Here is a 22,750-nt window from a genome sequence, read left to right as displayed (position 1 = left end):
GGCGGTGCCGAGGCCCTTCCCCACGCGCCCCGCCCCCAATAATTCAAAGGTCTCCCATGGGAGAGGGAGGCGGACACCCTTTCGGAGAGGGGGAGGCGGACGGGAGCTGGGCTCTTTAGACGCTTCGTGTGTTAAGTCGGCGACCGGTCGATGGGCTTTCCGGATGCGCCCAGCGGCACGGACGTCGACTCCGGAATACTCCGTATCAACTCGATCTCGTCCGCCGTCAGGGCCACGTCGGCAGCCGCGGCGTTGCCGCGCGCCTGCTCCGGCGTCTTCATTCCGGGAATCACCGACGTCACCGCCGGGTGCGCCAGCAGATAGGCCAGCGAGACCTGCGTCATGCTGCGCCGCGCGTTCGTCAGCGGACGAATTTGCTCCGCGGCGTCAAGTTGCGCGAGGAACTCGGCCCGCGCGGACTCGTTCCACGCCGAGCGGTTCATGTCGTCGAAGACCGTGCCCCGGTCGAACTTCCCGGTGAGGATGCCCCGCTCCAACGGCACGCGCACCAGCGTTCCGATGTCCCACTCGGCGCACAGCGGCAGTATTTGGCGCTCCGCCGCGCGGTTGAGCGCGCTGTACCCGAGTTGGCAGACGCCGTTGCCGCCGCGCTCGTCAAAGGCGCGCAGCACCGCCGGATCGTCCGTCGAGACGCCGTAGGACCGGATCTTGCCCGCCTGGAGCAGCTGCTCGAAGGCCTCCACCAGCACCTCGGGATGCGCCGGATTGGGCTGGTGGCACTGGTAAATGTCGATCACGTCGGTTCCGAGGCGGTAGAGGCTGGCGTCGCAGCAGTTGTGGACGTGCTCGACCGACTCATAGCTGAGCAGGTGCCCCGTGTTCCAGCCGATCTGGCCCACCTTGGTCGCGATGAGCACCTGGTCGCGCACGCCGCGCAGCGCCTTGCCGAGCATCAGCTCGCTCAGGCGCGGTCCGTAGGCGTCGGCCGTGTCGAACAGCGTCACCCCGGCATCGATGGCCGCGTGCACCGTCGCGTTGGCCTGAGCCTGCGACACGTGTCCCAACCCGCCGCTGAGACCCCAGCAGCCCATGCCCACGACGGACACGTCGAGTCCGGTCTTGCCCAGCCGTCGATACTCCACGTGGATTCCCCTCCGTCAGCCGCCATCCTGACAATACCGCGACGGCCCGAAGCGCGTATATCCCCAGTTCGGTCATTCCCCTGGAAGGGGGAAGGTCAGGATGGGGATCAATGGCCGACGCCAGGGTTCATCCGGTTCGACCCCTTCCCCCTAACAGGGGGAAGGTTGGGATGGGGGTCAGCGGCTTGCGGCTCAAATCAATCTCTGGTCATTCCCTCGCCGAAAGCCGCAGGCGTCGTCACCGCGCAGAGCCTCTCTGACTTCCCTTAAACTCCGCCCGACGCGCACCTGAGGGGTCCGCATGCAAGTTTCCCTGGCGATGATGGGGTTCGGCTGGACCCAGGACGTGGCCGAGCGCTGCATCGAGGTCGCCGGCCGCCTCGGCTACGACGGCATCGACCTCTGGAAGCAATACCTCGACACGGCCGATCTCGCCTGGGTGCGCGACGCCTGTGCGGTGCGGGACCTGCAGATTGTGCAGCTGAGTCCCTACTTCGACTTCACCACCAGCGAGGCGTCGGCGGCGGCCTCCCTGCGCGAGGCCGCCATCTTCGTCGGCTACGCGGAAACGCTGGGCGCCCTTTACGTGCGCGCCTATACCGGCACTACGCCCAGCGCCGACGCCGACGACGCCATGTGGGCGCGCTGCGTCAGGGGGCTCCAGGAAGCCTGCGACATGGCGGCGGCGTCAGGCGTGATCCTGCTGCTCGAAACGCATCAGGTGATCCACAGCGGACCGTGTCTCTCCGATACCAGCCCGACGACGATTCGGCTGCTGGAGCTGGTGGACCGTCCCAACCTGCGGGTGGCGATCCAGACCCCGCTCGTCGGCGAGACGCCCGAGGACAGCGCGCGACAGCTCGGACGCTACGTGGACCAGATCCAGGCGCACAACTGGATCGGCGCCACCGAGACCACCTGGGGCCAGCTCACTTTCCTAGACGCCGGCGACCTCGACTTCCGGCGCTACCTGCACATCCTGCAGGAGGAAGGCTTCAACGGCTGGATCAGCATCGAGCACGCCAACCACCATCTGTGGGAAGAGACGGCGGCCCACGAAATCACCTACCTGCGGCAATTGCTTGCCGAAGGCTAGGGAATTCCGCCCAATCCCCATTCTCGCTGGAATAAGACCCCCGGGCGCAACCCGTCGTCATTCCGGCGCACGCCGGAATCCAGGCTCGGTGGTCCGCGCTGCTCGCAGCGTGGGACCCGCGGCCGACAATTCCGCCGCTGGCGGAACTTAGCCTCCTCCGACCCCATTTGCCTCTCAAGGCGCCCGAGCATTGGAAGCCCTCACCCCATCTTTCGAGGTTCACCACATAGTCGAAAGTGACGATGGAACGATTCCGCCACTGCACGCGTACTATCCAATGAAGCACACGGTACCCAACGCCATCAGCGCGTAGGAGGTGGACCCGTGAAGGGTCATCGCAAGTCGTGGCGCTTTGCCGTCCCGCTTCTGGCCGCGGTCGGACTGGCGGTGAGTCTGGCTAGCTGCGATCCGGACGCATCTGACACTTCGAGAACGGCACAAGAGAGCCCACCCGCTCCGTCTACCGACGCTGCGATTCCGCAGGCTACTCCGACGCCAACGGAGTCAGTATCGAGAGTAGTGTCGCGACGAGTATTGCCTGATGGAACGACCGTGACTGAGTATTCAAGTGGCATCATGATTGCGGAGCGCCCGACTACGGAACATCGCCCACAGCCTGCACAAACACGAAGCGTCCATGTCGATTCGGAGATTCGTACAGTCCACTATCGTTGCTATGACGACTCAGTCCTACCTGAGGATTGGTCGCATTTCCTACGCTGGTCGCGTGTTGGACCCGGTATTGTATTTGGTTCCAGTGGTTCGGTCTGGTTGGCAGATGACTTGACTGGAGAGATATTTCACGTACTTGACGCTACTCCAGTAGATCATAACTTCGAAAGCGTTTCTCTTGGGCACGGTCATTACGCAGACATCTCCGAGACGGGCGATAGAATCGCCTATACGAGTTGCGAGTATTTTCAAGACGTAGCGGCTGGGGGCAGCTATTCGAGAATTGCCAGCGAGCCGCCGTTGCCATCAGCGAATTATGAGATTGTGCTCGGTGAACTTGACAAGAATGGTTATCACCGGATTACTACGAATACACGGATCACCAAGAGCGAACAGAGAGTCGATCACTATCCTGTGTGGTCACCAGATGGCACTCGGATGGTCTTCTTGTCAGCGGAAGAGCCTCGGTGGTTTCCAGCTGCGGATAGCTTGTACGTATGGAACGCTTCAGACGAGATTGCACGCCGTATATTGCCGGCGCCATTGACGAGTGAAGGATTCGCCTTCGCCCCGCCAATTTGGTCGCCGGACGGTAAACATATCGCGCTTTATACAATAGATAAGGTTGACGACAAGTATAGAAAACCGCTCACTCTATATACCGTGAGTGTGCCTGAGTGGCGGATGAGCGAGATTGGGCGGATTCCCTTGGCATGGATAGGTGATCTGCCCCCGCGGCCCCGCGAGATCCCGCCGCGGCCTTCGTGGTCCCCCGACGGGCAACGCATCGCATTTGCGGCTGCTCGCGGAACCGTCGGATCCGAGTGGGGGGTGTTCACCGCGAATGCGGATGGCACCGATCGACGGTTGGTGATTGGCGCCGGTGAAATCGACGCCGGCGGTCGTCAGATCGAGTCGATCGACCTAAGTTTCCGAAATCGACTCGACCGGATCCGTCAGGTCGAGTGGTCACCGGACGGATCGGAGATTCTCCTCACATCCGACTTGCCCTATCTCCTTCTCGTCAGTCCCGATGGGACCAAGCATCGCTGGTTGACGCCGCCGCTGGACGAGCGGCCCGTTCCCGGATTGGTTGCCTGGTCGCCCGATGGCTCCCGAATCGCAATCCACAGCCCAGAGCGTTTTCTCGTCACGATGGACCGCGACGGCGGGGACCCTCGCATCCTGTACGAAGGGTATCTCCACCTCCCAGACAAAGCACACGGCGACCCCGCCGACTGCTCCGCGGGCGTCGTCGTTCCCAGGCCCGATGCGAATCCCGGCCTCGTCCAAGACTGCGAGGTGCTGCTCAGGAGTCTTGCAGTGCTCGCCGGGAATGCGCGATTCCGCTGGGACCCCAGTTTGCCGATCACCTCCTGGGCGGGAGTCGTGATCGAGACTTCGACGTCCAAGGGCTTGCCGCTTCGCGTGCGTGGGTTGCGCTTGGAGAAGGTGGGACTCTTCGGTTCGATTCCCCCAAGCCTCGGAGACCTGGGGGCCTTGGAGTCCCTGAACCTCGCCGGCAACCGGCTGACTGGTGAGATTCCGGCGGAGCTTGGGCAATTGGCCAAGCTTCAGGATCTCAACCTCTCCGAGAACCCACGGCTGGCGGGGGGGATCCCACCGGAACTCGGGGGATTGACCAGCCTCCGCATCCTGAATCTGAGAACGAACCGACTGACGGGGGTGGTCCCGCCGGAATCGGGCCAGTTGACGGAGTTGACCAGGCTCGACCTCTCCTCGAACGAATTGCGGGGACCGATTCCACCACAACTGGGCCAGTTGGCGAACCTGACAGAGCTGGACCTCGGCTTCAACCAACTGACGGGAGCGATCCCGCCGGAACTGGGCCAGTTGGCAAACTTGACTAGGCTCGACCTTTCCCACAACTTCGAACTGACGGGGGGGATTCCACCGGAGCTGGGCCAACTGGCGAGCTTGACGGAGCTCAACCTCAGCTCCAACCAACTGACGGGGACAATCCCGCCTGAACTGGGTCAGTTGGCGAACTTGACGAAGCTCAAACTCGCCTCCAACCAGTTGACCGGGGCGATCCCGCCGGAACTGGGGCAATTGGGCAAGTTGCAGGAACTCAGCCTCCCGTCGAATCGACTCACGGGGGCAATCCCGCCGGAATTTAACCGGCTGACCGATTTGACGTGGTTGGGGCTGTGGGGCAACCGCATGACCGGCTGCATCCCGCGGACCGTATGGCACGCGGTTGACTACCGCAGCGAAGACAACCGCGCGCTTCCGGTGTGCGAGCGGGAGTGATGCGTCGGGTTGATCAAGAGCGACACCACGCGCTCGCCGGCACCAGCCAGCATGTTTGCCGACGGTAGGCGACGATGGCAGGCCGAATGTCAGTGAGTGGGTTGGCCGGCGTCGTCCCGACACCGGCGGCCGCCGGTCGAAGTTAGTACGAGCGGCGGCCGTTGGCATCAGTAAGCCTCGGCGCATAGTCTGCCCGGCTAAGCCACCCCGTACCGCTCCAGCGTCGCCTCGTTGATGGTCACGCCGAGACCGGGTGCGTCGGATGGGCCGACCCATCCGGCGTCGAGCTCGAAGTCTTCGTAGGTCAGCTCGTGGCGGATCGGCGACTCGGTCATGGCGTATTCGAGCACCTGCGTATTCGGCACCGCCGCCAGCACGTGCAGCGAGGCCGCGATCGAGACTCCGGTCTTGAACGTGTGGTTCACGAAGCCGCGCTGATGGCGGGCCGCGAGGCGCCCAATCTCAACCATGGTGGTAATGCCGCAGCGGCCCGGGTCGGCCTGCACCCAGTCCAGCCCGCCCACCAGGATCAACTCCTCGAAATCGAGCAGGCGGGACTCTGACTCGCCGCCCGCGATCGGGATCTCGCTCACCGCCGAGAGCTTGCCGTAGCCGGCGACGTCCTCGGGGTGCAGCGGTTCCTCCAGCCAGAATGGGCGGAACTCGGCGAATTGCCGGGTGCGAACCAGGGCCGTGCGCCAGTCCCAGGGCTGGCCCGCGTCCACCATCAGGTCCACTTCCTCGCCCAGGCCCCGCCGCGCCTCGCGGACGAGGGCGATGTCGTTGGCCTCGCTCTGCCCCATCGGCCCCCAGCCAAACTTCGCCGCCGTGAAGCCCCGGTCGGCCAGGCGCGCCGCCAGCTCGTAAGTTTCCGCGGGCGTGTCCTGGAACAGCACCGACGCGTAGGCCCGCACCTGCCGCTGCGCCGCGCCGAACAGCCGGTAGATCGGCTGGCCGTAGGCCTTGCCCGCGATGTCCCAGAGCGCGATGTTTACTCCAGCCACCGCGTGGGCGCCCGCCCCGTAGCGCGTGTAGTACTGCGTGAGGTCGTAGATGCGCTGCATGCAGGCGTCGATGGCCAGCGGATCGGATCCCTCCAGCGCGCTGGCCAGGCCGCGCGTGATGCCGTTCGACAGCGGCGCTTCGACGGCCGCGCGCACCACGGTCGGCGCCGAATCCACCTCGCCCCAGCCGGTGATGCCGGCGTCGGTCTCGATGCGGATCAGGCAGGTGTCCTGCGTGCCGTCGGCGGCGGTGGTGACGTCGGGCAGTCGGAGAACGATGGCCTGGACGGAGGTGATCTTCATGGCGAGGTCTCTGGCTGGGGGCGGGGCATTGTGACCGATGCCCGCGCCCGGCGTCAGGCGCGCAGCAGCGGCTGCAGGTTCTCCAGGATGGCGTCCAACTCCGCGTGATCGTGCTCGTCGGGCTGGAGCGCGCCCGGCTGGCGCATTCGCGTCGAGGTGAACACGCCCCGCCGCACCAGCACTTCCTTCAGCAGCGGCGTTTCCAGCAGCACCGACAGGTTGATGAGCGGCAGAAGCCGATTGAAGATCTCGCGCGCGCCGGCCCTGTCGCCCTGCTGCCAGGCCTCCCAGACCTGCACGTGCACGTCCACGGTGTCGGCGGCGGGCATGAACCCCGTCGCGCCGCGCGCCAGCTCCGAGAGCATCCAGCGACCGTAGTAGCCGCCGAACACGCCCACCGAACCCGCCGGGAGCGCCTCCAGCACGCCGCTGATGTAGTGCGCGCTCGGGTGCATCTCCTCTTTGATGTAGTGCACCGAATCGATGTCGCGCACCAGGCCCGCCAGGAACTCGGCGTCCATGCCGGCCTGCGAATGCTGCACGAACAGCGGCAAATGAGCCGCCCGAGCGATGCCCGCGTAGTAGGCCCGCAGCTCGTCAGGGCTCCCGGGTGAAAGGATCGGCGGTAGCGCCATCACGGCCCTCGCGCCGGCTTGGGCGGCATGCTCGGCGTAGACCGCCGCCTGCGCGCCGCTGGCCGACGCGACGCCGGCCACGACCGGAACGGCGCCCGCGGCCGCCGTGACCACCGCCTCGACCCCGGCGCGGCGCTCGTCGTCCGTCAGGTATTGAAACTCGCTGGCAATGGCGGGGTACACGACGCCGTGGACGCCCGCCCGCCGGCAGAAGTCCACCTCGGCCGCCAGCGCGTCGAGATCGAGCCGGTCGGCGTCGTCGAACGGCGACTGCAAGACGGGGAACACGCCCCGCATGCGCGGCTCGTCGCTAGGCATCGTCGTCGATTTCGAGCGGCATGGCCCGCCGACCCTGGTAGCCGTAGTCCGCCATCAGCGTGGATTCGTCGCGCCAGCGCTCGCCGGTGCGCTCCAGGCGCTTGGTGCGGATGGCCAATCCGGAGCAAGTCTGCGCCAGCGTCTGGAAAATGGTGTGCGCGACCAGCCGGTGCCCCAGGTCGTTGGCGTGGACGCCGTCGTAGTGCACCATCCACGCCGCGCCGCCGTAGGCGTTGTAAACGTCGCTGAACAGGCAATTCGTCGCCTGGGCGACCTGCTCGGTGACGAGGTTGTAGGTCTGGAACACCTCATGGCTGCCTTCCTGAAAGTGCTCTCCGAGGCCGAAGTCGGTCATGTAGTAGGGCCCCGGCAGCACGATCAACGGATCGCACCCCGCCCGCACCTTCTCGATGACGCCCGTCAGCTCGCTGCGGAACATCTCGGCCGGCGTGCCGCCGCGAGCGTCGTTCAGGCCGTAGGAGATCACGAGCAAGTCGGGAGCGTGATCGATCACGTGCTTTTGTACGCGCTCGTTGGCCGCCGGTTTGCCGGAGTATGAGTAGCAGGGCACGCGCGTGGAGATGACGTTCGCCCCGATGCCGGTGTTGACCAACTCGACGGGCTCGTCCTGAAAGTCCGAGATCAGCGCGGCCAGCACATGGGGCCAGCTGCGCTCGCGCACCGAGCTCCAGCCGCCGGCGGTGGTGCTCTCGCCAAGCGTGACGAGCTTGCGGAAGGGTTCGGGATGCCAATCGCGTGGAGGGGCAGTGTCCGACATGATGGCTGCTCTCATTGGGCGAGCGCGCCGAGTGTGGCACACGCCGTAGGATGATCCGTCGCATCGCACGGACCATCGAGACATGCTGATCGGCGTGGCGGGGGCATTGCCCGACCGTCCGGCGGACATATCGCCGGCCGACGTGCGCGGCCTGGCCGACTTGGGGTTTCAGGGCACGAACGTCAAGCTGGGCGGTCCCGGCGAGGCCAGTGAGGCAGACCTTCGGCACGCGCGCGGCGTCATTGCCGACGCGGGCTTGGTCATCGCCCAGTCCAACGGCGCGTATGGATCGCTGGTCGGGCACAGTGACGCCGACCGCCGCCTGGGTATCGACGGCCTGATCGCCCACATGCATGCGACGAAGGTCCTTGGCGCGCGCACCTGCTACGTCCGGCCCGGCGGGCTCAATTCCAACGGCCCATGGTTTGGCCACCCGGACCATCATCTGGACGCCACGTTCGACCGCGCGCTAGACAGCCTGCGCGTTGCGACCCGGGCCGCGGAGGACCTCGGCGTGGTGCTGGCGTTCGAGGGGCATGTCCTATCGACCATCGATCGGCACGAGCGCGTGACTGCCATTCTCGACGCCATCGACTCGCCGGCCCTCACCTTCAACCTCGATCCGGTGAACTTCATCGGCAGCATCTGGGATGCTTGGCGGCCAAATTCGATCTACGACGACCTGCTCGACGGTGCGCGAGGCCGGATCGCGGCGGCACACTGGAAGGACTACGTCGTCCGGGAGGAGCTTGTGCTGCACGTCGACGAGGTCGTGCCGGGCGAGGGCGTCGTCGATCACGCGCGGTGGCTGAAGCGACTCAACGCCGCCGAGCCGCACGCATGGGTACTGCTGGAGCACTTGACGCTCGACCAGCTCGCGCCCGCCAAGCAGGCCGTTGATGACGCCATGGCCCAGGCCGGTCTGTCCTGGGATGCCGCGTCATGACGTCGCTTGACGGACGGGTCGTGGTCATCACCGGCGGCGCGTCGGGCATTGGCGGCGCCACCGCGCGACTCTGCGCGGCGCGCGGCGCGCGCGTGGTTATCGGCGACGTCGACGACGCAAAGGGCGCAGCCCTGGCGCGCGAGCTCACCGAGTCGGGTCTGACCGCCGCCTTCACGCACGTCGACGTTACGCGCGAGCCCGACTGCGAACGCCTGATCCAGACTGCTGTTTCCGAGTTCGGAACGCTCGACGTCCTCGTCACCTGTGCGGGAATCCTGCAGGGCGCCTTCGTCGAAATCGCGGAATTGGATCTCGCCACGTTCGAGCGGGTCCAGGACGTGAACGTGCGCGGCACCTTCCTCTGCATCAAGCACGCCGTGGCGGCCATGGGTGATCGCGGGGGCACAATCCTCCTGGTCGCGTCGGGGGCCGGCGTGACCAGCCGCAGCTCATCCGTGGCCTATGGCACGAGCAAAGCCGCCGTTCATGGCCTGGGTTTCATCGCGCCGAACCACCTGGCGGGACGCCCCATCCGGGTAAACACCGTGTGTCCGTCGATCGTTGACACGCCGCTCAAACGGGCAAACGTCGAGGACGAGGGGCGGGCGCGCGGATGGTCGCGCGCGGACATCGACGCCGCCAAGAAAGAACTGCGCGATCCGGAGGGCGTGGCCCGCGTGCTGGCGTTCCTCGCGTCGGATGAGGCCGACTACGTGCGCGGAACTGTGTTTACGGCATGAAGGATCTCTATCCCCTCACGGGCGTCGTGCCGATCGTCAACACGCCCTTCACCGATGACGACAAGCTCGATGTCGCGTCACTCGAACGCCTGTTGGAGGAAGCCATCGCCGACGGCGTGAGCGGGTTCATCGTTCCCGCGGTGGCCAGCGAAGTCGCCAAGCTCACGCCCGACGAGCGGCATGTCTACGTGCGCGAGGTGCTGCGAATCGTCGGCGGCCGCGTCACGGTCGTCGCCGGCGCCAGCGACCCGGATGCGCAACGTGCGCGCGCGCTGGCCGAGGACGCCGTGGCGCTTGGCGTCGACGGGGTTCTATGCGCGGTGCCGGTGCCGCTGATCGAGGATCACGATGGCGCGTTGGACTACTTTCGCGAGGTCGCCCGCGCCGGCATGCCCATGCTCATGATCCAAGACCTGCATTGGGGCGGCTACGGTATGGCCCGCCGCACGCTCATGCAGCTATGGGACGAGTTGGATGCCTTCCGCTGCCTGAAGCTGGAGACCGTGCCCTCCGGCGCCAAGACTTCCGAGCTCATCGCCGCGACCGATAACCGGCTCACCATTGGCTGCGGCTGGTCGCTGCCGCAGTTCATCGAGGCCCTCGATCGCGGCACGCACTTCACAACCACCACCGCCATCAACCGGCCGTTCGTGCACATCTTTCGGTTGCACCGCGCCGGTCGCCGGGACGATGCGCGCGAGCTGTTTCACCGCGTGGTGCCGTTCCTGGCCTTCGCGCACCAGTACATCGACATCTCGATCCACTTCTACAAGCGCTACTGCGTCCGTCGCGGCCTATTCGCCACCACCCGGGTGCGCGAGCCGATCATGCCGTTCGACGCGCATCACGAACGGGTCGCGGACGAGCTGATCGAGCTGATCTGCGAAATCGAGGACGAGCTGGGGCCTGCGGGCGAATACCGCTGAAGACCACGGTAGGGGCGGATTTGAAACCCGCCCCTACTCGAGGGCAGACGCGTTTGGCGGCCGCTACCGCGTGACGGGCCGGCCCTGCGCCAGCGCCGTCAGGACGTCGTCGGCCGCCTCCAGCGTGCGGTCGATGTCGCTTTCCGTGTGCGCCGCCGAGATGTGGTTGCGCTTGAGGGCCATCGGCAGCATGTAGAAGCCGCGCTCCAGCATGCCGCGGTGAAAGTCGATGTACATCTCGTCGTCGTTGCGCAGCAGGTCGCGGTACGAGTTGGCCGGCGGGGACATGAAGTAGGTCACGAACACCGAGCCGAACTGGCTGGCGAACGCCTCGATGCCCAGCCGCTGAATGATGTCGTCGAGCCCCCGCCGCATGCGCTCGCCCAGGTCGAACAGCCTTTCGTAGAGCCCCGGCTGCTCAAGCGCCTCGATGGTGGACAGGCAAGCCGCCATCGCCAGCGGGTGCCCGTTGAACGTGCCCGAGAAGAACACGTCGCCGTCCGACGTGTTGAAGTGCTGCATCAGGTCGCGCCGGCCGCAGATCGCCGCACAGGGGTAGCCGTTCGCCATGGCCTTGCCCAGCGTGGTCAGGTCCGGGGTGATGCCTGTGATGGCCTGAAAACCGCCCAGCGCGTGCCGAAAGCCCGTGACCACCTCGTCGAACACCAACACGACCCCATGTTCACGGGTCAGCGCTCGCAGGCGAGTGAGGAACTCCTGCTCGGGCATCACCACGCCGATCGCGTGGGGAATGGGTTCCAGGATCACGGCCGCGATCTCCTGGCCGCGCTCGGCCATCAGTCGCTCCAACTCCTCCAGGTCGTTCCATTCCAGCACGATCAGCTCGGCGTGAACGTCCGGCAGGATGCCGGACGACAGCGGGTCCAGCCGGCCCACGCGGTCGGGCGGCGAGATGACGTTGGCGAGCAGGTGGTCGTGCCAGCCGTGAAAGTGCCCCTGGAACTTGACGATGGCCCGGCGGCCCGTGGCCCCGCGCGCCACCCGCACCGCGTGGTAGGTGGCCTCGGAGCCCGACGTGCAAAACAGCACCTGCTCGGCCGACGGCACGTGCTCCACGACCTTTTCGGCCGCCTGGATCTCCAGCTCGCTGGTCCCGATTCCCGTGAGGTCCAGCGTGCGCTGCTGCTCGGCCACCCCGGCGGCCACGCCCGGATGCGCGTGCCCCAGGATGATCGGGCCGAACGCGGCGTTGTAGTCGAGGTAGCTGTTGCCGTCCACGTCGTGGAGGTAGGCGCCCTCCGCTCCGGACCAGACGATCTGCGGCTCGACCTTTCGCAGCGACGTATTGACTCCGCCCGGGATCACCTGTCGCGCGCGATCGAACAGGGCCGCGGATGCGGCGCGAGGCAACGTTGATTCCTGCGTCATTGGCTGGGGCTCCGGTGACTCCGCGCCAGCATAGCCCGCGCCCGGCCGCGGTGACGGAAGGTACGCACAAACAGCGAACAACGCTATCCTATACTTCGAGAAATCCCGCGCGGCTCCCTGGGGGTGCAGGCAATGTCCGGCCATTCCAAGTGGTCGCAAATCAAGCGCCAGAAAGCCGCGAACGACGCAAAGCGCGGGCAGCTCTACACCAAGATCGGGCGCGAGATCACGGTGGCCGTGCAAGACGGCGGCCCCGACCCCAGCGGAAACTTCCGGCTCGAGCAGGCGCTCGCCAAAGCCCGTGCCGCGAACATGCCCAAGGACACGATCGAGCGCTCGATCCAGCGCGGCGCCGGCGGCGGTCCCGGTGAGGGCGCCTCGCTAATCGAGCTCACCTACGAGGCCTACGGTCCCGCGGGCGTCGGGCTGCTGATCGAAGTGGTCACGGACAATCGCAATCGCGCCGTCGCGGAGGTGCGCAACGCCGTAGGAAGTCTCGGGGGCCGGTTTGCCGACTCCGGCTCGGTGGCGTGGCAGTTCGAGGCGCGCGGCAGCCTGGCGGTTGCGGTTGGGGACGCCGATCCAGAGGAAATCGAGTTGACGGCCATCGACGCCGGCGCCCTGGACGTCGAGGCGGCCAACGGCACGGTGCACGTGTCCACGCCGGCGGCGGACCTGGCGCGCATGCGCCGCGAGCTCAGCGACGCCGGGTACCGGATCACCTCCGCTGATTTGGTCCATGAGCCGACCACGCCGATGCCGTTGGAGGCCGCCAAGGCGGCGCAGGCCATGCGCATGGCGGAAGCGTTGGAGGAACTCGACGACGTGCAGCGCGTCTACACCACGTTGGAGATCAGCGACGACCTGCTCGCGCAGCTGGCCTCCTAGCGTCCTCACGCGATTCGGCCGGCATGCCTGATCGGGTGACGCTGGGTATCGATCCCGGGACGGCGCGCTGTGGCTTCGGAATCGTCGCGGGACCGCACCAGGCGAGGGCCTTGGACTCGGGGTGCATCACCACGCGGGCCAAGGACCCGCTCGGAACCCGCCTGGCCACCATCCGCGACGCGCTCGCGGAGCTTGTCGAGCGATATCCGGTCACCGACATTGCGCTCGAGCGCTTGGGGTATGCCCGCCGACTGACAACCGCCGCGCAGGTCGCCTATGCCACGGGCGTGGTTCACCTGGTGGCGGCCGACCGTGGGCTGTCGGTGGAAGAGTATGCGCCGAAGGAAATCAAGCTCGCCGTGGCCGGCTACGGCGCCGCCGAGAAGGACGCCGTGCAAGCCATGGTGGTCCGGCTGCTGCGCATGGCCGCGCCACCGACCTCCGACCACGCCGCCGACGCGCTGGCGACGGCGATCTGCCACCAGCACTCGATCCGCGCGCGCACGCTCGAGCGCACCCTGGGCGTCCGATGATCGGCTACCTGGAGGGTCTGGTCATCCGCACCGGCGACGACTCGCTGGTCATAAAGGTCCACGGCACGGGTCTCGGATTGGAAGTCGTGGTTCCGGCGCGGGCGCGCCGGTCGCCCGGGCAGCCGGTGGAACTCCACACGCACACCCACATCGCGTCTGACGGGGCAATTCTTGCCGGCTTCGGCTCCGCGCAGGAGTTGGAGACGTATCGCCACCTGCTTGACGTCACCGGCGTGGGGCCGCGGATGGCCGTGCGGGTGCTCTCCAGTCATCCGGTGGACCGCATCGTGCAGGCCCTCGACGAGGAAGATCCCCGTCCATTCCAGGCGGTCTCGGGCATCGGGCGCAAGCTGGCCAACCGCATCATTCTCGAGCTGCGGGGCAAGCTGGTTCCCGAGCCGGGGATTCGACTGGGACCGACGGGAGCCGATGAGGCGCTCGACGCGCTGGTCGGGCTCGGCTACACGCGTGTCGAGGCGCAGCTGGCGCTCGAGCAGATCGCCGGAGAAGACCTGGACGTGGCGGATCGCATCGCCGCGGCGTTGCGCATCCTCGGCATGCGGGTCACACCGTGACCGAACGCATCGTCGCCGCCGATGCCGGCGGTGAGGATCGCAGTCTCGAAACCACCCTCCGCCCCGTCAGCCTCGCGGACGACGAGTTCATCGGGCAGCCGCGCGTCAAGCGCGGCCTGCGCCTGATGATCGCCGCGGCACTGCAACGCGGCGAGCCCATCGACCACATCTTGCTCGCCGGACCTCCGGGCCTGGGCAAGACCACCCTGGCCAACATCATCGCCACCGAGATGGAAGGCCGGCTGCACGTCACGTCCGGGCCGGCGCTCGAACGCCCCGGCGATCTCGCCGCCACCTTGAGCAGCATGGAACCCGGCGAGGTCCTGTTCATCGATGAGATTCACCGGCTGGGAAAGACGGTCGAGGAGATCCTCTATCCCGCCATGGAGGACTTCGCGCTGGACATCGTGGTCGGCGCAGGCAAGCCGCACGCACGCACCTATCGGCTCGACCTGCCGCGGTTCACCGTCGTTGGCGCCACGACGAGGCACGGCCAGCTCACGCCGGCGCTGAGCGATCGTTTCGGCGAGTCCTATCGCCTCGACTTCTACTCGCCCGACGAGTGCGCCCAGATCGTGCGGCGCTCGGCGAGGATTCTCGGCGTCCACGTCGTGCCCGCCGGGGCCGCGGCGATTGCGCGGCGGGCGCGCGGCACGGCGCGAGTCTGCAACCGGCTGCTGCGCCGCGTGCGCGACTTTGCCGAGGTCGAGGCGGACGGCGTGGTAACCCAGGCCGTGGCCAACCAGGCGCTCGAAGACATGGGCGTCGATCCCCATGGCCTCGACAGCATGGACCGCCGAATCTTGACCACCATCATCGAGTCCTACGCTGGCGGCCCCGTCGGTCTTCAATCCCTGGCCGCCACGGTGGCCGAGGAAGTCACGACCTTGGAGTCCCACTACGAGCCATACCTGCTGCAAGCCGGCTTCCTGGCGCGGACGTCTCGCGGCCGCGTCGCCACTCCCAAGGCCTACGAGCACCTGGGATTCACCAAGGGCGACTCCGGCACGCAGCAGGGCTCGCTGCTCTAAGGCCGGCGTGCCTCGCCTTGCCGCGACGGTGTATGGCCGGGTGCAGGGTGTCGCGTTTCGCTACTTCGTCCAAACGCAAGGTCGGCGACTCGGCCTAGGCGGATACGTCCGTAATCGAGCCGACGGACACTCAGTCGAAGTCTGCGCCGAGGGCCGTCGGGAAGACCTCGAATCACTGCTCGGGCAGTTGCGCGTCGGCCCGCCCGGTGCTCGCGTGGTGCAGATCGACGCCGCTTGGCCGGCGGAAACCGGTGAATTCACGGGCTTTTCAATTCGAACCTAAAATGCGCAAATGCGCACGGAGACGGAAATAGCGTCACGCCAGGCAGCCCGCGAGACTGAGGCCTACCGCGGCATGCAGCGGCTCGCGTGGGTCGCGCTCATCGCGTCGCTCGTTGTCTGCGTTGCGCTGGCGGTCTTTGTGCCGCGTGGGATCGGCGCGGCGCTTGGCCTGGTGCAAGAAGCGCGGGGCAGCCGAGCTGTCGTCCTCGAGGGAACCGTGCTCTTTCAGCCGCCCGCAGCCGCCACGTGGCGTCAGCTCGCGCCGACGGCCGACCTGCCCGAGGGAACGCGGCTTCGAACGGATGACCGCTCCCGCGTGCTCGTGAGCCTTCCCGACGGAAGCACCCTGCTGCTTTATAACGAGACCGAGCTGGCCCTCCAACGCATGCAATTCGGACGATTCAACGAGCGCTCGCAAGACTCGGTCGTGCGGCTGTTCACCGGGCACGTGCGCATCGGCGTGAGCCGGCACCCGCGAATCCCCGACCGCGCGATCACGGTGCTCGTCGACGATGGTCGACTGGACCTCGCGGAGGGGAGCTACCTCGTCGAGCGCCCGGTCGAAGGCCCTAGCCACGTGGCGGTGCGCGTCGGTGAGGCCAGCCTGAGCCTTGGCAGTCGCTCGCTTCACCTCACCAGTCAATCGCGGGCGGAGTTCAGCATGGCCTCCGGCCTCGTTGGGCCGCTGCCGATCGAGCGAGACCTGATCCAAGACTCGCTGTTCGCCACCGACATCGGCAACGGTCCGTGGTGGAGCTTCTTCGACACCGAGGCCGGGCCGGCGGGCCGGGTTGAAGTTTTCGACGGAACCCTCCGCTTTGTGCGCTCCAGCGAGGGCATTCCGATTGATCGGCACGGCGAGAGTGGCGTCATGCAGCTGCTCGACATCGATACGCGTGATCTCATGACCCTGCGGTTGCGTCTGGAAGCGCGGACGGACGCTCAGAGCCTGTCCGGCGGCGGCACGGCCGGTACCGAGTATCCGCTGATGGTTCGCTTGGTCTATGTGGACGATCAAGGCGGCGAGCAGATCTGGGGCGCGGGGTTCTACCACCAGAACGATGACGGTCTCAGCGTGAAGCTGGGTCAGCAGGTACCCCGCGGCCAATGGACCACGCTCGACGTGGACGATCTTCTCGGGGCCCTGCAGCCGCCGCCCGTGAAGCTGCGCCGAATCGAGTTGCTCGGCAGCGGTTGGGAGTACGACTCCTCGATTCGCCGCGTTGAAATAACCGGGCACTGAGACGACCGTGAGCGGCCATCGCGTCCGCACCGGCGTCGACCTGATCGAGATCGAGCGCATCCGCCAGGCGCACCGCCGCTATGGCTCGCGGTTTCTCAACCGCATCTACACGCCCGCCGAGCAGGCGAGATGCCGCGGGCGCGCGGACGAGCTGGCCGCGCGCTTTGCGGCCAAGGAAGCCGTGTCCAAGGCGCTGGGCACGGGCATGCGCGGCGTGCTGTGGAAGGAGATCGAGGTCGTGAACGATCCGCGCGGCAAGCCGCTCGTGCGCCTCTACGGCGCCGCCGAGCGACGGGCAGCCGAGCTCGGCATCACCGACCTCGACATCAGCCTCACCCACAGCCGCGATCAGGCCATCGCCTTCGTCGTGGCGCTCAGCGGCCCGTGACGCGACCGCAGGCTGTGGTGCGGACGTCGGGAGCGGCCTTCGACCGCGTGGTGGACGTCGCCGGCATGCGGCGACTCGAGTCGGCGACGGCGCCTGAGATCGACTTGATGCATCGTGCGGGGATGGCGCTCGCCGTTGCGGTTCACCGCCGCGTTGGTCCACTGCGCGGGCGCGTGATCGCGGCCCTGGTCGGCCCCGGCGACAACGGCGGCGATGCGCTCATCATGGCGCGCACGCTCGCCCGCGGGGGAGCCGCCGTCGTCTGCTGGGCATCGCGCGCGCGATCCGCTGATCCGTTGGTCGATGCGGCCCGCGCGGCCGGGGTGCGCTGGCGCGTCTGGGCAGGCGACGCGAGGCCGCTTGCGCGCGACATCCGGGCGGCGGCTTGCGTCGTGGACGGGCTGCTTGGCATCGGGAGCACGCCGCCGCTGCGCGGCCAGGTCGCGGAAATGCTGCGCGCGCTGCCGGAAGTCTCCGGCCAGCCTCGGCTCGCCATCGACATCCCGACCGGCGTGGACGCCGATTCCGGGCAAGCGGACCCCATCGCATTTCGCGTATCCGGCACCCTTGCCACCGGTCCCGTCAAGCTCGGCACAGTGCTGCACCCGGGCATCGACTGCGCGGGAGCGGTGGAGGCGCTCGACATCGGCCTCGCACCGCAGATTGCCGCCTCGGGCGCACCGCAGATCATCGATGCCGCCACAGTTCGAGAGCTCGCGCCGGCGCGACCGCTCGACGCGCACAAAGGCACGTTTGGCCGCGTGCTGATCGTGGGCGGATCGACCGCCTATCGCGGCGCGCCCGCTCTCGCGGGCCTGGCGGCTCAGGGCGCCGGAGCCGGCGTCGTGACCGTCGCTTCCGTGGAAGCGTCGGTTGGCGCCTGCGCGGCCGTGGCGCCCGCGGCCACCTTTCGCGTACTGCCGGCGAACGCCGACGGCTGCATCGGCGCAACGCTGGACGCCATCGAGGCGCTGGGCGAACCGACAGCGCTGCTGGTGGGTCCCGGTCTTGGCCGAAGCGCGAGCAGCGATGCGCTGGCGTGTGATCTTGCGGCCAGCGCACGGCACGGTACCCCCACCGTCGTCGACGCCGACGGGCTCAACGCGCTCGCCGATGAGCCCGCGCGGTTAGGGTCGCTGGGTCCGAGCACGATTCTCACGCCGCACCCGGGCGAGATGCGCCGCCTTCTCGATCTCGCCGAAACCCCGCGCGGAGCCGACATGTTGCAAGCCACGCGCGAGCTTGCGGCCCTCAGTGGCGCGGTCGTGATCGGCAAAGGCTCGCCGACGTTCGTGGCCGCTGACAACCGGCCTTTTGTCCTTGCGCGGCCCAATCCCGCGCTGGCCGCGGCAGGATCTGGCGACGTGCTGGCCGGCGCCGTGGCCGCGCTGGCCGCGCAGGGCCTTCGACCGCTCGATGCCGCGCGTCTCGGCGTGTGGCTCCACGCCCGAGCGGCTGAGCTCGCCGCGGACGGCCGCGCGGCGGGGGTCGCGGTGGAGAGAATCGCCCAGCAGCTTGGGCCGGCGCTGGCGGACACGCTTGAGCAGGACGGCGCCCCGTAGCGCTCGAGCCCTGAATCCCGTCTCCGGCTTAGCTCAGCGACGACCCTCGATTGCGCCCGTTGCGTCCGCCAATGAGGCCGGCCCAGGCCGGAAGCCGTCGCTCCTTACCGGCGACGATTCGTCGCATATTGTCAATGTGCTGCGTGAACATAAAGAACGCGAGCCCGGCCGCCAGCAGCAGGTCGTAGCCCGTGATCCAACCGGCGACGGCATAAAAGATGACCGCACTCAGCAGCGCGGTCAGGGAGCCGGTCAGCGAGCCCACGGAGACGTAGCGGCTGATCGCCGCCGCCAGCAGACCTGCCGGAAGCGCGATCGCAGCCACGATCGGAACCATCGCCGCCAAGCCGCCGACCGACGTGACCACGCCGCGACCGCCGCGGAGACGCAAGAAGACGGACCAATTGTGTCCGGCGACCGCTGCCGTCACCGCCAGCACCGGCACGATGGAGTCCCCGCCGAAGATCAGGCGGGCCGCCAGCCCGGGAAGAAACCCCTTTAGCAAATCGCCAACGATCACGAGCGCCGCCGGTCCAAACCCAACCGCGCGCATGACGTTCGTGGCGCCCGACCGTCGGCTGCCCTGCGCGAACACGTCGATGCCGAATCCGACCCGGCACACGAGCACGCCGGTCGGCAGCGAGCCAACGACGTAGGCGCCGAGCACAAGACCGATCGCGCCGAGTATCTCGCCCACGGACATCAGGCAGCCCCCTACCGCCGCGTGGCGCCAAGCTTGAAATGGGGCACGTCGCCTGTCAACCCGCCAGCTCGACCGGCCGTCGGCGAAGTGCTACGACGGCCGCAGCCGGATGACGATCGGCGTGCCGTCGAATCCGAATGCCTCGCGCAGCCCGTTTTCGAGATAGCGCACATACGAGGGATGCACGTTTTCGGGCCGCGCGAAGAACGTCACGAAGGACGGCGGGCTGACGCCGATCTGCGTGGCGTATTTGAAGCGCGCCTGGCGTCCCTTGCGACTGGGCGGACCGCGCCGGCCGGCCCAGGCGCGCAAGAACCGATTGAGCGGACCCGTCGCCACGCGCGTCTGCCGCACTTCATGCACCTGGAGCCCGGCGCTGACGCTCGCCGGCACGCCGCGTCCGGTGAGCGCGGACGTGTGCAGAAACGGCGCCTCCGGCAGGAAATGCAAAACCCGCTCGAGGTGGAAGTCCACCTCTTTGCGGCGCTCGGGGTCTTGGAGCATGTCCCATTTGTTAGCGAGCACGACGATGCCCTTGCCGGCCTCGAGCACGAGCCCGGCCACGTGCGCGTCCTGCGCGGTTGCGCCCTCGTGCGCATCGACCACCAGCAGGCCCACGTCGCAGCGCTGAATCGAGCGCACGGCCCGCAACACGCTGTGGTATTCCACGCCCGAGTCAATGTGCCCCCGGCGCCGAATTCCCGCCGTGTCGATGAGTCGGATGGACCGGCCCTCCCACTCCAGCAGGGTGTCGATGCTGTCTCGCGTCGTCCCCGGCGCGTCGTGCACCAGCGCCCGCGTCTCACCCAACAGCGCATTGAGCAGCGACGACTTGCCGACGTTCGGGCGACCCACAATCGCCAATCGGGGCAACTCATCGGGCTCGCCGGCATAGGCCACGGCCGGCAGGCGCTCGGCCACGGCATCCAGCAGGTCGCCAGTCGCGGTGCCGTGCATCGCGGAAATGGCCGTCGGTTCGCCAAGGCCAAGGGCGTAAAACTCGCCGGTGTCCAACCGCAGATCCATGTGGTCGGCCTTGTTGACAACCAGCAGGTGCGGCCGCCGGCGCTTAAGCACCTCGCGGGCCACGATGCCGTCCAGCTCCGTCACCCCGGTCTGGACGTCCGTGACCACCAGCACCAGGTCGGCTTCATCGGCGGCGGCCCTGGCCTGCGCCACGGCCGCCTCGGCCACTGGCGCCGGGTCGTGCCAGGCGATGCCCGCCGTATCCACAACGGCGAACGCGCGTCCGCGCCACTCCAGCTCGCCGTAGATGCGATCGCGCGTGGTGCCCGGCTGCGGCTCGACCACCGCCGAGCGTTCCCCGACCAGCCGGTTGAACAGCGTGGACTTGCCGACGTTGGGCCGCCCGATCAGCGCCACCAGTGGAAGCTGTCGATCGCCGTCAGCCATCGACGGATCCCTCGCTCGTCGCGGCGTAGACCCCGCGCAAGCGTTCCGGCAGCAGCGCCGCAATGCTGTGCATCACGTCTTCGCCAACCTGGTCGAGCACCTCGCGCGTAATTCGGCCCGCGGGCACCTCGGGAACCATCACCGGGCCCACGCGGATGTCAACCCGGGGACGGCCGCGCACCATCCGCCGCTTGAGATTCAAGCTGTCCGCGCCCCAGACGGCCACCGGAAGAATCGGCACGCCGCTCTTCACCGCCAGGTACGCCACGCCGGGCAAGGGCCGCTGCAGGCCCTTGCCGCGGCTGCGCGTGCCCTCGGGAAACATGCCGACCGTCCCGCCTTCCGCCAGGATCCGCAGCAGCATGCGCAGCGGGCGCATGTCCAGACCGTCGCGCCGGACCAGCACGGCGCCCCACCAATGCCAAAGCAGGGCCAGCGGCGCCACCCGGTAAAGCTCCTGCTTGGCTACGAACGTCGTCGTGCGCGGAACATAGGTCCCCACCAGGATCGGATCGAAGTTGCTCACGTGGTTGGACGCCAGGATCAATGGGCCGTCCGACGGCACGTGCTCCAGCCCGCGGACGTGCATATCGAAGAGCAGTGGAAACAGGACAAAGCGACCGAAGGCTCTCCCGGAGAGATAGGCCCACATCGCCGGGCGCGGAGTGTCACGGGCTTCCCACTCGACTTCAGGCCGCATGGATCAACCCCCGGTCGGTCATTGACGCCCTGATGGCCTCCACCACCTCGGCCGGCGCGCAAGCATCGGTGGAAATGATCACGGCGTCGGACGCGGCCCGCAACGGCGCGATCGATCGCTGCGAATCGATGCGGTCCCGCGCCAACAGGTTTTCGTGGATATCGGCGATGTCCATCCGGCCCCCGGCGTCCCGGCGTTCTTTCCAGCGACGCCGCGCGCGCACGTCCGGGCTGGCATCCAGGTAGACCTTGAGATCGGCTTCGGGGCACACCACGGTCCCGATGTCGCGGCCAAGGGCCACGATGTCACCCTCGCGGAGCGCCTCGCGCTGGGGCTCGAGCATCGCCGCTCGCACCGCGGGAATCCGCGAAACCAACGAGACGGTGCGATCCACCTCGGGGCTGATGAGCGCCTCGGTGATATCGCAGTCCCCGTTGAAGGCGCGCGCCGCGAACCTCCCGGACGGGTCGACCGCAAAGCGCAACCGGAGCGAGCGGGCGGCCGCCAGGGCATCGTCCGCACTGTCTGGATCGCCGTCGGCGCGCACGGTCGCCAGCGCCACGGCACGGTAGAACAGCCCGCTGTCCAGGCACAGGTAGCCCAGAGACTCGGCCAGCATGCGCCCGACTGTCGTCTTGCCCACGGCAGCCGGACCGTCGATAGTGACAATAGGGCCCCGCGCGGCGGGAGCGCTCATGAGTGTTTGCCGCTGCGCGACGCCACCCATGCAGTATATGGGCCGCCCGAGCAGCCGACGCTCCACCGGGCGTCACGGTCGACTACGGCCTTTCGTTGCGCATGTGGCTCAATCCCGTGCCCGCGGGCCGTACACTCGGTGCTCTGTGAGACGACACGCCCCCATCTTCCGCTGGTGCCGGGCGGGCCGGCAGGCAGAGGCCCTTGCGGGCCTGGTTGCCGTGACGGCGGTGTTGCTGGCGACCGCGCCAGGCCGCGCGGCCGCGGTGAGCACCGTCGCCATCCCCTTTCATCCCCACGCCACCGTTCGGCTCGAAGGCGCGGGATGGGGCCACGGCGTGGGGATGTCGCAGTGGGGCGCGCGCGGGCGGGCGCACGCCGGCCAATCCGCGGCGCACATCCTGCAGGCCTACTACCCGGGCACCCAGATTGGCCAGGCCGATACCGGCGGCACGCGGATCCGGGTGCTCATCGACCGCGCGTACCGGCCGCCGGCCGTCGACGGCACCACAGGCTCGTCGAACGGCCTGCCGGGCGTGATCATCGGCATCG

23 protein-coding genes are annotated in these 22,750 nt (G+C 67.7%); 14 read left to right on the top strand and 9 right to left on the bottom strand.

The annotated features are described in order from the left end of the window. Positions 1–131 precede the first annotated feature (131 nt). Positions 132–1,103: an aldo/keto reductase gene (locus OXG33_01725; GenBank protein ID MCY4112644.1), complete on the bottom strand. Its 972-nt coding sequence runs from the start codon at positions 1,101–1,103 to the stop codon at positions 132–134. Positions 1,104–1,404: 301 nt separating this feature from the next. On the opposite strand from OXG33_01725, the gene OXG33_01720 reads away from it, so the two are divergent. Both OXG33_01720 and OXG33_01715 read left to right on the top strand, forming a co-directional pair. Then, positions 1,405–2,199 carry a sugar phosphate isomerase/epimerase gene (locus OXG33_01720; GenBank protein ID MCY4112643.1) on the top strand — a complete coding sequence of 265 codons (795 nt, stop codon included), beginning with the start codon at positions 1,405–1,407 and terminating at the stop codon, positions 2,197–2,199. A 1,215-nt stretch (positions 2,200–3,414) separates the two neighbouring features. After that, positions 3,415–5,145, top strand: a complete 1,731-nt coding sequence (locus tag OXG33_01715) for a leucine-rich repeat domain-containing protein (GenBank protein MCY4112642.1) — start codon at positions 3,415–3,417, stop codon at positions 5,143–5,145. 197 nt (positions 5,146–5,342) lie between these two features. On the opposite strand, the gene OXG33_01710 is transcribed toward OXG33_01715, so the two are convergent. The 3 genes from OXG33_01710 to OXG33_01700 are packed head-to-tail and all read right to left on the bottom strand — an operon-like array spanning position 5,343 to position 8,183. After that, entirely contained in the window at positions 5,343–6,452 is a 1,110-nt protein-coding gene (locus tag OXG33_01710) for a mandelate racemase/muconate lactonizing enzyme family protein (GenBank protein ID MCY4112641.1), read from the bottom strand. A 53-nt stretch (positions 6,453–6,505) separates the two neighbouring features. Further along, entirely contained in the window at positions 6,506–7,405 is a 900-nt protein-coding gene (locus OXG33_01705; protein MCY4112640.1) for a dihydrodipicolinate synthase family protein, read from the bottom strand. After that, positions 7,398–8,183 carry an SGNH/GDSL hydrolase family protein gene (locus OXG33_01700; protein MCY4112639.1) on the bottom strand — a complete coding sequence of 262 codons (786 nt, stop codon included), beginning with the start codon at positions 8,181–8,183 and terminating at the stop codon, positions 7,398–7,400. The genes OXG33_01705 and OXG33_01700 overlap by 8 nt, the downstream gene beginning before the upstream one ends. An 82-nt stretch (positions 8,184–8,265) precedes the next feature. Here OXG33_01700 and OXG33_01695 point away from each other — a divergent pair, with 82 nt between their 5' ends. Genes OXG33_01695 through OXG33_01685 form a run of 3 tightly spaced genes read left to right on the top strand, consistent with a single transcriptional unit; the run spans position 8,266 to position 10,795 of the window. Beyond that, positions 8,266–9,129, top strand: coding sequence for a TIM barrel protein (locus tag OXG33_01695; protein MCY4112638.1), 864 nt, complete (start codon positions 8,266–8,268; stop codon positions 9,127–9,129). Further along, on the top strand, positions 9,126–9,869 hold the full coding sequence (locus OXG33_01690; protein MCY4112637.1) for an SDR family NAD(P)-dependent oxidoreductase: 744 nt from the start codon (positions 9,126–9,128) through the stop codon (positions 9,867–9,869). The genes OXG33_01695 and OXG33_01690 overlap by 4 nt, the downstream gene beginning before the upstream one ends. After that, positions 9,866–10,795, top strand: a complete 930-nt coding sequence (locus OXG33_01685; GenBank protein MCY4112636.1) for a dihydrodipicolinate synthase family protein — start codon at positions 9,866–9,868, stop codon at positions 10,793–10,795. The genes OXG33_01690 and OXG33_01685 overlap by 4 nt, the downstream gene beginning before the upstream one ends. Positions 10,796–10,858: 63 nt before the next feature. On the opposite strand, the gene OXG33_01680 is transcribed toward OXG33_01685, so the two are convergent. Further along, a complete protein-coding gene (locus tag OXG33_01680; protein ID MCY4112635.1) occupies positions 10,859–12,184 on the bottom strand; it encodes an aspartate aminotransferase family protein in 1,326 nt (441 codons plus the stop codon). 132 nt (positions 12,185–12,316) lie between these two features. Here OXG33_01680 and OXG33_01675 point away from each other — a divergent pair, with 132 nt between their 5' ends. The 8 genes from OXG33_01675 to OXG33_01640 are packed head-to-tail and all read left to right on the top strand — an operon-like array spanning position 12,317 to position 18,686. Continuing rightward, positions 12,317–13,072, top strand: a complete 756-nt coding sequence (locus OXG33_01675; GenBank protein MCY4112634.1) for a YebC/PmpR family DNA-binding transcriptional regulator — start codon at positions 12,317–12,319, stop codon at positions 13,070–13,072. Between the two features lie 23 nt (positions 13,073–13,095). Next, a complete protein-coding gene (ruvC, locus tag OXG33_01670; protein MCY4112633.1) occupies positions 13,096–13,605 on the top strand; it encodes a crossover junction endodeoxyribonuclease RuvC in 510 nt (169 codons plus the stop codon). Next, entirely contained in the window at positions 13,602–14,180 is a 579-nt protein-coding gene (gene ruvA / locus OXG33_01665; protein ID MCY4112632.1) for a Holliday junction branch migration protein RuvA, read from the top strand. The genes ruvC and ruvA overlap by 4 nt, the downstream gene beginning before the upstream one ends. Next, the gene (ruvB, locus tag OXG33_01660) at positions 14,177–15,211 is read left to right on the top strand and encodes a Holliday junction branch migration DNA helicase RuvB (GenBank protein MCY4112631.1); all 1,035 of its coding nucleotides are present in this window, start codon (positions 14,177–14,179) and stop codon (positions 15,209–15,211) included. The genes ruvA and ruvB overlap by 4 nt, the downstream gene beginning before the upstream one ends. 7 nt (positions 15,212–15,218) lie before the next feature. After that, complete coding sequence (locus OXG33_01655; GenBank protein ID MCY4112630.1) at positions 15,219–15,494, top strand: acylphosphatase; 276 nt, start codon at positions 15,219–15,221, stop codon at positions 15,492–15,494. Between the two features lie 9 nt (positions 15,495–15,503). Continuing rightward, positions 15,504–16,736, top strand: a complete 1,233-nt coding sequence (locus OXG33_01650) for a FecR domain-containing protein (protein ID MCY4112629.1) — start codon at positions 15,504–15,506, stop codon at positions 16,734–16,736. Between the two features lie 7 nt (positions 16,737–16,743). Continuing rightward, positions 16,744–17,124 (top strand): holo-ACP synthase, encoded by a 381-nt coding sequence (acpS, locus tag OXG33_01645; GenBank protein ID MCY4112628.1) that lies wholly within the window; start codon positions 16,744–16,746, stop codon positions 17,122–17,124. Then, complete coding sequence (locus OXG33_01640) at positions 17,121–18,686, top strand: NAD(P)H-hydrate dehydratase (protein MCY4112627.1); 1,566 nt, start codon at positions 17,121–17,123, stop codon at positions 18,684–18,686. The genes acpS and OXG33_01640 overlap by 4 nt, the downstream gene beginning before the upstream one ends. 28 nt (positions 18,687–18,714) lie before the next feature. On the opposite strand, the gene OXG33_01635 is transcribed toward OXG33_01640, so the two are convergent. The 4 genes from OXG33_01635 to cmk all read right to left on the bottom strand — a co-directional run bounded on the left by OXG33_01635 (position 18,715) and on the right by cmk (position 22,199). Further along, positions 18,715–19,389 carry a glycerol-3-phosphate acyltransferase gene (locus OXG33_01635; protein ID MCY4112626.1) on the bottom strand — a complete coding sequence of 225 codons (675 nt, stop codon included), beginning with the start codon at positions 19,387–19,389 and terminating at the stop codon, positions 18,715–18,717. Positions 19,390–19,479: 90 nt separating this feature from the next. Then, positions 19,480–20,802: a ribosome biogenesis GTPase Der gene (gene der / locus OXG33_01630; protein ID MCY4112625.1), complete on the bottom strand. Its 1,323-nt coding sequence runs from the start codon at positions 20,800–20,802 to the stop codon at positions 19,480–19,482. Then, positions 20,795–21,502 (bottom strand): lysophospholipid acyltransferase family protein, encoded by a 708-nt coding sequence (locus OXG33_01625; protein MCY4112624.1) that lies wholly within the window; start codon positions 21,500–21,502, stop codon positions 20,795–20,797. The genes der and OXG33_01625 overlap by 8 nt, the downstream gene beginning before the upstream one ends. After that, positions 21,492–22,199, bottom strand: coding sequence for a (d)CMP kinase (gene cmk / locus OXG33_01620; GenBank protein MCY4112623.1), 708 nt, complete (start codon positions 22,197–22,199; stop codon positions 21,492–21,494). The genes OXG33_01625 and cmk overlap by 11 nt, the downstream gene beginning before the upstream one ends. Positions 22,200–22,344: 145 nt before the next feature. Between cmk and OXG33_01615 the strand changes: the two genes are divergently transcribed. Further along, positions 22,345–22,750: hypothetical protein (locus tag OXG33_01615; protein ID MCY4112622.1), on the top strand; the 406-nt coding region annotated here is incomplete at its 3' end.

Source organism: Chloroflexota bacterium, assembly GCA_026708035.1.
GTDB lineage: Bacteria > Chloroflexota > UBA11872 > UBA11872 > UBA11872 > JAJECS01.
This window is presented reverse-complemented; position numbering and strand designations above follow the sequence as displayed.

Coding starts and splice junctions, on each gene's coding strand:
- OXG33_01690 (MCY4112637.1), top strand. CDS start 9,126: ATGACGTCGCTTGACGGACGGGTCGTGGTCATCACCGGCGGCGCGTCG.
- ruvA (MCY4112632.1), top strand. CDS start 13,602: ATGATCGGCTACCTGGAGGGTCTGGTCATCCGCACCGGCGACGACTCG.
- OXG33_01635 (MCY4112626.1), bottom strand. CDS start 19,389: ATGTCCGTGGGCGAGATACTCGGCGCGATCGGTCTTGTGCTCGGCGCC.
- OXG33_01680 (MCY4112635.1), bottom strand. CDS start 12,184: ATGACGCAGGAATCAACGTTGCCTCGCGCCGCATCCGCGGCCCTGTTC.
- der (MCY4112625.1), bottom strand. CDS start 20,802: ATGGCTGACGGCGATCGACAGCTTCCACTGGTGGCGCTGATCGGGCGG.
- OXG33_01675 (MCY4112634.1), top strand. CDS start 12,317: ATGTCCGGCCATTCCAAGTGGTCGCAAATCAAGCGCCAGAAAGCCGCG.
- OXG33_01685 (MCY4112636.1), top strand. CDS start 9,866: ATGAAGGATCTCTATCCCCTCACGGGCGTCGTGCCGATCGTCAACACG.
- ruvC (MCY4112633.1), top strand. CDS start 13,096: ATGCCTGATCGGGTGACGCTGGGTATCGATCCCGGGACGGCGCGCTGT.
- OXG33_01720 (MCY4112643.1), top strand. CDS start 1,405: ATGCAAGTTTCCCTGGCGATGATGGGGTTCGGCTGGACCCAGGACGTG.
- OXG33_01625 (MCY4112624.1), bottom strand. CDS start 21,502: ATGCGGCCTGAAGTCGAGTGGGAAGCCCGTGACACTCCGCGCCCGGCG.
- OXG33_01700 (MCY4112639.1), bottom strand. CDS start 8,183: ATGTCGGACACTGCCCCTCCACGCGATTGGCATCCCGAACCCTTCCGC.
- OXG33_01650 (MCY4112629.1), top strand. CDS start 15,504: ATGCGCACGGAGACGGAAATAGCGTCACGCCAGGCAGCCCGCGAGACT.
- OXG33_01710 (MCY4112641.1), bottom strand. CDS start 6,452: ATGAAGATCACCTCCGTCCAGGCCATCGTTCTCCGACTGCCCGACGTC.
- OXG33_01695 (MCY4112638.1), top strand. CDS start 8,266: ATGCTGATCGGCGTGGCGGGGGCATTGCCCGACCGTCCGGCGGACATA.
- OXG33_01705 (MCY4112640.1), bottom strand. CDS start 7,405: ATGCCTAGCGACGAGCCGCGCATGCGGGGCGTGTTCCCCGTCTTGCAG.
- cmk (MCY4112623.1), bottom strand. CDS start 22,199: ATGAGCGCTCCCGCCGCGCGGGGCCCTATTGTCACTATCGACGGTCCG.